Origin of the sequence: Variovorax sp. V35, from assembly GCF_041154465.1 — a bacterium.
In the GTDB taxonomy this organism is placed as follows: Bacteria; Pseudomonadota; Gammaproteobacteria; order Burkholderiales; family Burkholderiaceae_C; genus Variovorax; species Variovorax boronicumulans.
The window spans coordinates 3,707,907-3,719,802 of sequence record NZ_AP028666.1; the positions used below are offsets into that span (position 1 = coordinate 3,707,907).

9 protein-coding genes are annotated in these 11,896 nt (G+C 70.2%); 7 read left to right on the forward strand and 2 right to left on the reverse strand.

From position 1 onward, the window contains the following. The first annotated feature begins 18 nt into the window (after window positions 1-18). From ACAM42_RS17185 to ACAM42_RS17215, 7 genes are all read left to right on the forward strand, one after another. Window positions 19-1,062: an LLM class flavin-dependent oxidoreductase gene (locus ACAM42_RS17185; RefSeq protein ID WP_369628823.1), complete on the forward strand. Its 1,044-nt coding sequence runs from the start codon at window positions 19-21 to the stop codon at window positions 1,060-1,062. A gap of 119 nt (window positions 1,063-1,181) precedes the next feature. After that, entirely contained in the window at window positions 1,182-2,132 is a 951-nt protein-coding gene (locus ACAM42_RS17190; RefSeq protein WP_369628824.1) for a sulfurtransferase, read from the forward strand. Between the two features lie 127 nt (window positions 2,133-2,259). Continuing rightward, complete coding sequence (locus ACAM42_RS17195) at window positions 2,260-3,471, forward strand: YeeE/YedE family protein (RefSeq protein WP_369628825.1); 1,212 nt, start codon at window positions 2,260-2,262, stop codon at window positions 3,469-3,471. A gap of 165 nt (window positions 3,472-3,636) precedes the next feature. Further along, window positions 3,637-5,226 (forward strand): ABC transporter substrate-binding protein, encoded by a 1,590-nt coding sequence (locus ACAM42_RS17200; protein WP_369628826.1) that lies wholly within the window; start codon window positions 3,637-3,639, stop codon window positions 5,224-5,226. A 9-nt stretch (window positions 5,227-5,235) separates the two neighbouring features. Then, complete coding sequence (locus ACAM42_RS17205; protein ID WP_369628827.1) at window positions 5,236-6,201, forward strand: ABC transporter permease; 966 nt, start codon at window positions 5,236-5,238, stop codon at window positions 6,199-6,201. Between the two features lie 22 nt (window positions 6,202-6,223). Continuing rightward, window positions 6,224-7,165 (forward strand): ABC transporter permease, encoded by a 942-nt coding sequence (locus ACAM42_RS17210; protein ID WP_369628828.1) that lies wholly within the window; start codon window positions 6,224-6,226, stop codon window positions 7,163-7,165. After that, window positions 7,162-8,928, forward strand: coding sequence for a dipeptide ABC transporter ATP-binding protein (locus tag ACAM42_RS17215; protein ID WP_369628829.1), 1,767 nt, complete (start codon window positions 7,162-7,164; stop codon window positions 8,926-8,928). The genes ACAM42_RS17210 and ACAM42_RS17215 overlap by 4 nt, the downstream gene beginning before the upstream one ends. Window positions 8,929-8,935: 7 nt before the next feature. On the opposite strand, the gene ACAM42_RS17220 is transcribed toward ACAM42_RS17215, so the two are convergent. Beyond that, complete coding sequence (locus tag ACAM42_RS17220; protein WP_369628830.1) at window positions 8,936-10,837, reverse strand: esterase/lipase family protein; 1,902 nt, start codon at window positions 10,835-10,837, stop codon at window positions 8,936-8,938. Further along, window positions 10,834-11,847 carry a DUF4105 domain-containing protein gene (locus ACAM42_RS17225; protein ID WP_369628831.1) on the reverse strand — a complete coding sequence of 338 codons (1,014 nt, stop codon included), beginning with the start codon at window positions 11,845-11,847 and terminating at the stop codon, window positions 10,834-10,836. Before ACAM42_RS17225 ends, ACAM42_RS17220 begins: the two co-directional genes overlap by 4 nt. Window positions 11,848-11,896: the final 49 nt, after the last annotated feature.

Here is an 11,896-nt window from a genome sequence, read left to right on the forward strand (position 1 = left end):
CCTGCGAGCGACACGACCATGACCATCCAGCACATCGGTTTCCTCACGCCCGGCAACTACGACGAGGCCGACCCGCACGCCGGCCTCGAAGCCGCGCTGCGGCTCTTTGAATTCGGCGAGCGACGTGGCTTCGACAGCGCCTGGGTGCGCCAGCGCCACCTGGAGCGCGCCGTGTCGTCGGCGCCGACCTTCCTGGCCGCCGCCACGCAGCGCACGCGCCGCATCGAACTCGGCGCGGCCGTGATCCAGATGGGCTACGAAAACCCGTTCCGGCTCGCCGAAGACCTGGCCACCGTCGACGTGCTTTCGCGTGGGCGCCTGCAGGTGGGCCTGAGCGCGGGCGCGCCGCCGCACGGCGCCTTGCTGGGCGGGCGCTTCCAGGACGCGCCGCCGGCCACGGTCGACTTCACGCACAAGCGCGTGGCGCGGCTGCGCGCCAACCTCGAGGACGTGCTGCTGGGCGACGAGGACACGGTGGTCGAATCGGCCGGCGGGCGCGTGCGTCCGCGCGTGCAGCCCTATGCGCCCGGCCTCGTCGGGCGGCTCTGGTACGGCGGCGGATCGCTGCGCTCGGCCGAATGGGCGGGGCGCAACGGCTTTCACCTGCTGCTGGGCAACGTGCTCACGGGCGAGACCACCGACGACTTCCTCGAGGCGCAGACCGGGTTGGTCGAACGCTACCGCGCCAGTGAAGTGCCCGGCGCGCGGCGCGGGCGGATCGCGCTGGGCCGCGTGATCGTGCCGCTCGACGGCGCCGATGCCGCCACGCGGCGCCGCTACCGCGCGTTTGCGGCGGGCCGCGTCGAGCGCACGCTGTCGCCGCAGGGCGAGCGCCGCACGCTGTTTGCCGGCGACCTCGTGGGCAGCGCCGACGAGATCCTGGAGCACCTGCACCGCGACCCGGTGCTGCCGCTGGTGAGCGAGCTGCGCGTGGAGCTGCCCTACAACTTCGACAGCGAGGCCTACGAGCAGATCCTGGACGACCTGGCGGTGCGCATCGCGCCCGAGCTGGGTTGGCGCGTGCGCGCCGAGCTGCCACATCAAGAGGCCGCGCTCGCCTGAGCCTCAGACGCTTTGCGCATGCGCTTATCGCAAACGCTTCGTTGGTGATCGCGCGTGGCCTGCCTAGAGTTCGCTCTGATCTGTTTCAGATGTCTTCCATTCAACACAAGGAGTCCCGCATGTCGATCTTCAGCAGATGGTGGCGCGCCGCGTCCCTCGCCACGCTGACCTTCCTGGCCACCGCACCGTCGGCCTTCGCGCAGGCCTCGGCCGACGGCAGCGGTCCGCTGGTCTCCACCGACTGGCTCGAGAAGAACCTGCGCAACCCGAAGCTGCGTGTGATCGAGGTCAGCGTGAACCCGGGCCTGTACGAGCGCGGCCACATCCCAGGCGCGGTGAATTTCTCGTGGCACAACGACCTCAACGACCGCGTGCGCCGCGACATCGTGAGCCAGACGGAATTCGAGAAGCTGCTGTCGGCGGCCGGTGTCGACAAGGACACCACCGTGATCCTCTACGGCGATACCAACAACTGGTTTGCCGCCTGGGGTGCCTGGGTGTTCGACCAGTACGGCGTGCAGAACGTGAGGCTGCTCGACGGCGGGCGCAAGAAGTGGGAGGCCGAGAACCGCGTGCTCGACAACCGCGCGCCCGAACACGTCGCCACGCGTTTCAAGGTGACGCAGCCCAACCCGCAGCTGCGCGCGCGGCTGGCCGACGTGCTGGCCGTGGCCGAGGGCCGCTCCGACGCGAAGCTGGTCGACATCCGCTCGGCCGACGAGTACAGCGGCAAGATATTCGCGCCGGCCGGCGCCGCCGAACTGGCGGTGCGCGCGGGCCACGTGCCCGGCGCGGCCAACGTGCCGTGGGGCCGCGCGGTGAACGAAGACGGCACCTTCAAGTCGGCCGCCGAGCTGAAGGCGATCTACGCGGCCGTGGGCATCGACGGCAGCAAGCCGGCCATCACCTACTGCCGCATCGGCGAACGCTCGAGCCACACCTGGTTCGCGCTGCACAAGATCCTGGGCTACAAGAACGTGCGCAACTACGACGGCTCGTGGACCGAGTACGGCAACGCCGTCGGCGTGCCGGTGAACAACCCGGCCGGCACGGTGTGGGCGTCCAAATGATTGAGTTGAGGTGAGATGAGTTCGAGGTGAGTCGGCGTTGGAGGGACCTCGCGGCCTCTCTGATGAGCGACATTGGGCGAGCCCTCGGGCTCGCTTTTTTTTGGACCCAAGAAAGAGGAACCGGGGCATGTCCGCTTCGTCAATCCATGCGGCGCCTGTGCCGCTTTCTCGCACGGGCCTGGGCGCTGCTGTCGTGGTGTTGTTGCTGATCGCCGCCGGTGTGCATCTGCTCGGCGAGCGCAGCGGTGGCCGCGCGCTGGCTTTCGCGCTCGGGCTGGGCGCGGTGCTCGGCGTGGTGTTGCAGCGCTCGCGCTTCTGCTTCTACTGCCATGCGCGCGACTACTTCGAGGGCGGCGACGCACGCGGCCTGCTGGCCATCGTGGCCGCGCTGGCGGTCGGCACCGTGGGCATGCATGTCGTGATGACGGGCTGGTTGCCGGTGCCGCAGCCGGGGCGGCTGCCGCCCGATGCGCACATCGGACCGGTCAGCGGCGCACTGGTGCTCGCGGGGCTGGCCTTCGGCGCGGGCATGGTGGTGTCGGGCTCTTGCATCAGCGCGCACTGGTACCGGCTGGGCGAAGGCTCGCCGACTGCGCCGTTCGCGCTGTTCGGTGCCGGTGCGGGCTTCCTGCTGGGGTTCGGCAGTTGGAACTGGCTCTACAGCGCCACCATCGCCACCGCGCCCGTGGTGTGGTTGCCGCATCACCTGGGCTATGCGGGCTCGGCCGTACTGCAACTGGTGGTGCTCGCGGCGTTGAGCGCCTGGCTCTGGCGAAAGCTGCCGGCGGGCGGCGCGGCATTGCCCGCACCGCGCAGCTTCATCGACGCCGCGCGCCGCCTGCTGCACGGGCGCTGGCCGTATGCGTGGGGCGGGCTCGCGGTCGGCGCGATCGCCGTGATCGTGGTGCTGCGGCTGCGTCCCCTCGGCGTAACCGCAGCTTTGGGCAGCGCCGCGCGCGACCTCGGCAACGCGCACGGCCTGCTGCCGCAGCGGCTGGACGGGCTCGACGGTTTCGGCGGCTGCGTCACGGCGGTGGTCGAAAGCCTCTGGCAGACGCCCAACGCGCTGCTGGTCGGCGGCCTCGTGGTCGGCGCACTGGCTGCGGCGCTCGCAAGCGGGCAGTTCAAACCCGCGTGGCCGACGGTGGGCCAGGTCGTGCGCGGCCTCGGCGGCGGCGTGCTGCTGGGGTGGGGCGCGATGACCGGGCTGGGCTGCACGGTCGGCAACCTGCTGTCGGGCACGATGGCCGGCGCGCTGTCGGGCTGGGTGTTCGGCGCGAGCGTGCTGCTGGCGGTGTGGGGTGGATTGCGATTGAAGCGGCTTGCCGCGAGGGCGTAGCGCCCGGTTCATCGTCACGCGGCAGGCACCGCATTTCCATATGCGGAGTCCTTCTTTCGAGACGGCGCGGCGCAGGGCACAGTCCCTCACGCACAGGCACAGGACGACGCCGCCCCGCGCGGCCGTCCGCCTGTCTTCTCTTCCAAAGAACACCCGAGGGATTCCATGCTCCGACCACTCCTGACCGCGGCCCTGCTGGCCGCCGGCTTGCTGCAGGCGCCTGTTGCCGCCGCCGAAACCGTGCGCTGGGCGCGCAGCGCCGACCCCGCCACGCTCGACCCGCATGCGGTCAACACCGGCACCAACTTCGGGCTGCTGCACCAGATCTACGAACCGCTGATCCTGCGCGGCGCCGACAGCAAGCTGCAGCCCGCGCTGGCCACCTCGTGGAAGCTCACGGCCGACCCGACGGTGTGGGAGTTCAAGCTGCGCCCCGGCGTCAAGTTCCATGACGGCGCGCTGCTCACGGCCGACGACGTGGTGTTCTCGCTGCAGCGCGCGCAGGCGCCGAGCTCGGCGCTCAAGTCGCTGCTGTCGTCTGTGGCCGAGGTGAAGAAGGTCGATCCGCTCACAGTGCAGGTCAGGACCAAGGGCCCGAACCTGATCTTCCCGAACAACCTCACGAACCTCTTCATCCTCAACGAGGCCTGGGCCAAGGCGAACAAGGCCGAGCAGTCGCAGGACGTGGCCAGCAAGACCGAGAACTTCGCCACCCGCAACGAGAACGGCACCGGCCCGTACGTGCTGGCCTCGCGCGAGGTCGATGCGCGCACGGTGCTCAAGCAGTTTCCGCAGTACTGGGGCCGCGGCCAGTTTCCGCTGGACGTGACCGAGCTGGTCTACGTGCCGATCAAGTCGCCCGCCACGCGCGTGGCCGCGCTGCTGTCGGGCGAGGTCGATTTCGTGCAGGACCTGCCGGCGCAGGACGTGGGCCGGCTCAAGGCCGACAAGCGCCTGCGCGTGACCGAAGGGCCCGAGAACCGCTCGATCTTCCTGGGCCTGAACGTGGGCGCGAAGGAACTCAAGTACGCCGACGTGAAGGGCAGGAACCCGCTGGCCGACCCGAAGGTGCGCGAGGCCATCGGCCTGGCCATCGACCGCGACGCGATCAAGGCGGCGGTGATGCGTGGGCTGTCGAACCCCTCGGGCATCATCGCGCCGCCGTTCGTGCACGGCTACGAGAAGGGCTTCGCGGCCTACCCGAAGGCCAACGCGGCGCAGGCGAAGAAGCTGCTGGCCGAGGCCGGCTACCCGAACGGCTTTGCGATCACGCTGCACACGCCGAACGACCGCTACGTGAACGACGAGGCCATCAGCACGGCGGTGTCGGGCTTCCTCGGGCGCATCGGCATCAAGACCACGGTGGCGGCGCGCCCGATCGCGCTGCACAGCACCGCCATCAACTCGGCCGACACCGACTTCTACCTGTTCGGCTGGGGCGTGCCGACCTACGACTCGGCCTACATCTTCGACTACCTGGTGCACACGCGCGGCAAGGACGGCCGCGGCCCGACCAACGCCACCGGCTACAGCAACGCCGAGGTCGACGCGCAGATCGCATCGCTGGCCGCCGAGAGCGACAAGGCGAAACGCGACGCCACCATCAAAAGCATCTGGCAGACGGTGCAGAAGGAGCGCATCTACATCGCGCTGCACGATCAGGTGCTCAACTTCGCCTCGACCCCGAAGCTGGACATTCCGGTCAGCCCCGACGGCAGCGTGTTCTTCAAGAACGTGAAGGTGGCAAAGCCCTAAGCACACGCCATGTGGGTTCATCTCTTGCGCCGGCTCGGCCAGTCTGTGCTGGTGCTGCTGGCGGTGTCGTTCGTGTCCTTCCTGGTGTTCCGTCACATCGGCGACCCGACCATCAGCCTGCTCGGCGAGGACGCCACGCTGGAAGAGCGCGCCGCGCTGACGGCCGAGCTGGGTTTCGACCGCCCGGTGCTGGTGCAGTACCTGCGCTACGTGGGCCATGCCCTGCAGGGCGACCTGGGCGTGTCGTACCGGCTCAAGCGGCCGGTGGTCGAGCTCATCGCCGAGCGCCTGCCGGCCACGCTCGAACTGGCGCTGGTGGCGGCCGTGCTGGCGGTGGCGGGTGGCGTGGCGCTGGGCGTGTACACGGCGATCCGGCGCGACAGCGTGGCCAGCCGCGCGGTCATGGCGGTGTCGCTGGTCGGCGTGTCGCTGCCCACCTTCCTGATCGGCATCGGGCTCATCTACCTGTTCGCGGTCGAGCTGCGCTGGCTGCCCTCGTTCGGGCGCGGCGACACGGTGCAGCTGGGCGGCTGGAGCACCGGGCTGCTCACGGCCTCGGGCTGGGCGTCGCTGCTGATGCCCGCGCTGACGCTGGGCCTGTACAAGCTGACGCTGATCATGCGGCTGGTGCGCGCCGAGATGCTGGAGGTGCTGCGCGCCGACTACATCCGCTTCGGCCGCGCGCGCGGGCTGCGCGAGCGCGACCTGAACTACGGCCATGCGCTGCGCAACACGCTGATCCCGGTCATCACCATCACCGGGCTGCAGATCGGCTCGCTGGTGGCCTTTGCCATCGTCACCGAGACGGTGTTCCAGTGGCCGGGCGTGGGCCTGCTGTTCATCACGTCGATCCAGGGGGTGGACGTGCCGGTGGTGGCGGCCTACCTGCTGCTGATCGCGCTGCTGTATGTGGCGATCAACTTCATCGTCGACCTGCTGTATGTGCTGGTCGATCCGCGCCTGCGACGCGCCTGACTCCTTTCTTGTTTTTTTCCGAATGACGCTTCCTTCTCCGACCGGCGTTCCCGCGCCGCGCCGCTGGCGCAACGCCGAGTCGCCCGTGCTGCGCGCGTTTGCACGCTCGCGCACCGTGCAACTGGCCGCCTTCGTGCTGCTGCTGGTCGCGCTGGCCTCGCTGTTCGCACCGTGGATCGCGCGGCAAGACCCCTTCGACCCGGCCGTGCTCGACCTGATCGACGCCTTCACGCCGCCGGGGCAGCAGGGCGCCTCGGGCGCGTTCTACCCATTGGGCGCCGACGACCAGGGGCGCGACGTGTTCTCGGCCATCCTCTACGGGCTGCGCATGTCGCTGCTGGTGGGCGTGAGCGCGGTCGGGTTGTCGCTGGTCATCGGCGTGCCGCTCGGGCTGGCGGCCGGCTATGCGGGCGGCTGGTTCGACACGCTGGTGATGCGCGTGGCCGATGTGCAGCTGACCTTTCCGGTGCTGCTGGTGGCGCTCCTGATCTTCGGCATTGCGCGCGGCCTGCTGCCCGAGGGCTACCGCGACGACATGGCGGTGTACGTGATCGTGGCGGCCATCGGTCTGTCGGAATGGGTGCAGTACGCGCGCACGGTGCGCGGCGCGGTGATGCTCGAGAAGCACAAGGACTACGTGGCCGCCGCGCAGATCATCGGCCGCTCGCGCACCGGTATTCTGGTGAGGCACATCCTGCCGAACCTGCTGGCGCCGGTGCTGGTGATTGCCACCATCAGCTTCGCGCTGGCCATCGTGGCGGAGTCGACGCTGTCGTACCTGGGCGTGGGGCTGCCGCCCACGCAGCCGTCGCTGGGCACGCTGATCCGCATCGGGCAGGGCTTTCTGTTCTCGGGCGAGTGGTGGATCCTGCTGTTTCCCGCGCTGGTGCTGCTGGCGCTGGCGCTGTCGGTCAACCTGGCGGGCGACTGGTTGCGCGACGCCCTGAACCCGAGGTTGCAATGAGCGCGCGCGACCCCTCGCCATCGCCCCGCGGCGAAACGCCCGTGCTGCGCGTGCGCGGGCTGGACGTGGCCTTCGACACGCACCGGGGCACGGTGCAGGTGCTCGATGGCGTCTCGTTCGAGATCGCACCGGGCGAAATCCTGGGCGTGGTCGGCGAGTCGGGCGCGGGCAAGTCGATGGTCGGCGCGGCCGTCATCGGGCTGGTGCCGCCGCCGGGGCGCATCGCGAGCGGCACGGTCGAGCTGCACGGCGAGCGCATCGACACGCTGCGCGGCGAAGACATGCGCCGCGTGCGCGGGCGCCGCATCGGCAGCGTGTTCCAGGACCCGCTGACCAGCCTGAACCCGGTCTACCCGATCGGCCGGCACCTCGTCGAGACCATCCGCACGCACCTGCCCGTGAGCGAGCAGGAGGCGCGCCGGCGCGCGCTGGCGCTGCTGGCCGACGTGGAGATTCCCGACCCCGAAAGCCGCATCGACCAGTACCCGCACCAGTTCTCGGGCGGCATGCGCCAGCGCGTGGCGATTGCACTCGCACTGTGCGCCGAGCCGCAGCTGCTGATTGCCGACGAGCCCACCACCGCACTCGACGTGTCGGTGCAGGCGCAGGTGATCCGCGTGTTCCGCCGCGTCTGCCGCGAGCGCGGCACGGCCGCGATGCTCATCACGCACGACATGGGCGTGATCGCCGAGGCGGCCGACCGCGTGATGGTGATGTACCAGGGCCGCGTGCTGGAGACCGGCCCGGTGCGCCAGGTGCTCGACCACCCGCGCGAGCCGTACACGCGCGCACTGATGGCAGCGATTCCTTCGGTGCACGACAGGCTGCATCGGCTGCCTGTGCCGGAGATCGGCGCGGACATCGCCGTGGCTGCCGCGTTGCCACCCGCGCAGGCCGAGACCGTGGCGGCGCCAGCATTGGCCGACAGCCCGCCGCTGATCCGCGTGCAGGGCCTGTCGCGCGAATTCGATCTTTCGGCCGGCTGGCTCGTGCGCACGCTCGCGCGCCAGCCGAAGAAGGTGCTGCACGCGGTCGACGGCGTGAGCTTCGACATCGCGCGCGGTCGCACCTTCGGGCTGGTCGGCGAATCGGGCTCGGGCAAGTCGACCGTGGCGCGCATGATCGCGGGCCTCACGCGGCCCACGGCCGGCACGGTGCATTTCGACGGCATCGACCGCTGGGGCGACGCCGCGCAGACGGCCGCGTTGCGGCGGCGCTTCCAGATGATCTTCCAGGACACGCATGCCAGCCTCAACCCGCGCTGGCGCGTGGACCGGCTCATCGCCGAGCCGGTCGAGGTGCTGGGCCTGGCCGCCAGCGCCGACGAAACCGCCGAGCGCGTGGCGCAGGCGCTGCGCCGCGTGCGCATGTCGCCCGACGATGGGCGGCGCTACCCGCACCAGTTCTCGGGAGGCCAGCGCCAGCGCATCGCCATCGCGCGGGCCTTGGCCAGCCAGCCCGAGTTCATCGTCTGCGACGAGCCGACCTCGTCGCTCGACGTCTCGGTGCAGGCCCAGGTGCTGAACCTCATGCGCGACCTGCAGGACGAGTTCGGCCTGACCTACCTGCTGATCAGCCACAACCTCGCGGTGATCCGCCACATGTGCGACGACGTGGGCGTGATGCAGCGCGGGCGGCTGGTGGAGCAGGGCAGTGCGGCCGAAGTGCTCGATGCGCCGAAGCACGCGTACACGCGGGCGTTGATGGCGGCGGTGCCGGACATGCGGCATGCACCGGCCGCGGCCGTGCTCGCCACGGCCTGAAGTGCCCTCAGGGCACGCGCTGCAGCTGTTCGCGCAGGATGCGCCGGATCTCCAGGATCGCCAGCGGGTGCTCCTGCACGCTGTGCGCCGACGGAATCACCAGCTCCGACACCGCGCCGTCGAGGTGCGCGCTGGTGTAGGGCACGATGCCATCGCTCGACTCGGCCAGCGGCAGGCCGGGCGTGTCGTTGCCGATGATCGAGTGGTAGCGCACCTTCGGGCTCAGCGGCAGCCCCGACGACAGCCGCACGAACGCATCGCGGTCGCTGAGGTTGTCGATGCTGTTGGGAATGCGCAGCGGGCCCATGTCCTGCGAGCTGGGTGCCACGCGCATCAGCTCGCGCGAGATGTCGTTGAGCTGGCCCAGCATCGCCACCGGCAGCGTGATGAGGTTGGCCACCCAGCGCGAGATGCGCTTGTTGGCGAACGAGGTGCCGCGGTGCGGCGAGGCGATGAAGATGGCATCGCTGACCTGGGGCAGCGGCTCGAAGCGCAGGTAGGGCCCCAGCCCTTCTTCGATGCGGCGGCGCTGCGCGGCCGGCATGGGGTAGCCCTCGCGCAGCGCGTCCCACAGCACGTCGCCCGACGACGACACCAGCAAGCGCGAGAGCACGCCGCCCATGCTGTGGCCGATGAGCGTGACGTTGCGCGAAGCCTCGGCGCGGCCCTGCGGATCGAAGTGCGCCAAGGTCTGCGTGATGGCTTCGCGGATGGCCAGGTTGTTCAGCGGCAGCGGCGCATTCGTGGGGTAGTACACCTGCCAGATCTGGTAGCGGCGGCGCAGCGTCTCGTCGCCGAGCACTTCGTTCGCCACGTTGATCCAGGCTTCGGGGCTGCTGGCCAGGCCGTGCAGCATGACGATGGTGCGCCGCTTCGGGTCGTAGGGCTGCATCAGGTAGATGTGCGGCCGGGTCAGGCCCTCGGCGCCGCCGAAGAGGCTGCGTAGCGCCTGCAGCGCGAAGTCGGAGCGGGCCAGCCACAGGCCGTAGCCCGAGGTGAAGTTGGCGGCCAGCGGAATCTCCTCGCCGGCCAGCCGGATCGTGCTGGTGCGGTAGGGGTCGAACACGGCGATGCGCAGCGTGCGCGTGGCCAGCACGTCCTGCAGGGTGGCGCCGTCGAACTGCAGCAGCGCGGTGAGCGCGGGGAAGGGCGTCTCGCTGAAGGGCGGGGCGTCTTCGTCGGCCTGCGCCGCGGTCGGACGGTCGTCGCCCGCGGCGACCAGCTCGGCGCCGAAGCCGTCGCGGCGGTAGATGTTGCGCAGGCCCGAGAAGGTCAACGAGGCGGCGGGAATCAGCTCTTTGGGCGGGGGCGCGTCGGGCGCGAGCTGCAGCGCCGACAGGTCGGCGTCGATGCGCCAGCCGCTCACCTGCGGAATGGCGGCCACCGACATGTCGCTCTTGCGGTAGCGGCTGAACAGGCCGGTGATGGCGCGCTGCACCGCGTAGTTGTAGTAGTCGCGCACCTGCGTCTGGCGGTCTTCGAAGGCGCGGTCGCGCGGCTTGCGCGCCGTGTGGAACAGGTAGGCGTAGGCGTGGCGCGCGGTTTCCAGCCAGGCCTCGATGGCCTCGGGCGCCATGGGCTGCGCGGCCGAGCCGCCGGCGCCGCCCGCCAGCGCGAGCTGCAGCCACACCTCGGACAGCGCCGACATGCGTTGCTCGTCGCTCAGGCCGGCGGAGGTGGCGAGGTTCTGGCGGCAGGCGCGGCCGTCCTTGCGGCACTGGTCGGCATCGGAGCCGATGACGCGCAGCACCTCTTGCGCGGAACTGCTGAGCTGGCCGGTGGTGAGCACGTCGCCGCGCCGCTGCGCCAGGTAGTCGGCCGGCGAGATGGTGCCGACCGTGACGCCCGCGCAGCCCGTGAGCAGCGACAGCGCCAGCAGCAGGGCGGGGAGGAAGCCGATGCGCCTCATGGCGTCACGCCCGGCAGGCCGTGGCGGATGGCTTGCGAGAAGTTCACGCCGGGCTGCTGGTCGGTGGCGATGGCCCGATCGGTGATGCGGCCGCCGGCGCGCAGCGCGTCCATGCTCAGGCCGGGCGTCAGGCCGCCCACGTCGTGCAGGTACTCGGGCAGGTAGCCCGAGGCCAGCAGGCGGTAGTCCATCGGCAGGCCGGGCACGACGTGCCGGGCGAGGCTGTAGACGATGGTGGTGCAGTTGGCGGTGAGCGTGTTGTAGAAGCTCGGCGCGCGCGCCAGCGCATTGGCCTCGCCCACGTAGCCCAGGAACAGCGAACGCATCTCGGCCTGCGGCAGGTGCACGCGGTACATGTAGACGTCTTCGCCGCGCACGTTGGTGCGCACGCGCAGGATGTCGTGCTCGTCGGCGGCCACGAGGCTGTTCTCGAACTGCTTGAAGAAGCCGCCCACGGACGAGAAGCTTTCGCCGCGCTCCTTGCGGATCTCAATGGAAAAGGTGACGTACTGGCCGTCGTCGAAACCGAAGGACACCAGCGTGTGGGCGATGGCCGGGCCGGTCCAGTACGACAGCGACACGTCGACCGAGCGCAGGCGGTCCAGGTCGTAGCGGCGCGTGTCCCAGCGCACGGTGTAGTCGGTGTCGCTGCGCCAGTCGAAGTTGCGCACGTTCTCCATCATGACCACGCTGCCTTCGACGCGCGGCTTCAGGTGGCGCGCCACGTCGTCGGCCCATTCGCGATGCTGAGAGGGCGCGATGGTGCCCCACCACTCGAGCAGCACGACGAAGCCGATGGCGTAGGCCAGCAGCGAGCGGCCGGCCTTGCCGCGCCACAGCAGCACGATCGCCGCCAGGCCGAAGAGGCCCCACAGCACCATCGCGCCGACCTTGACCGGCAGCGTCGCGGGCAGCTGGTACCAGAGGGCCGCGCAGGCCCAGGCGGCCGACAGCAACACGGCGAGGCTCACCAGCAGGCGGCCGAGGGAACGCAGGAGGATTCGGAGCATGAAGAAACGCGGAGGTGGAGGGCGGCCGATTCTCGTCGAGTTGCAGCCG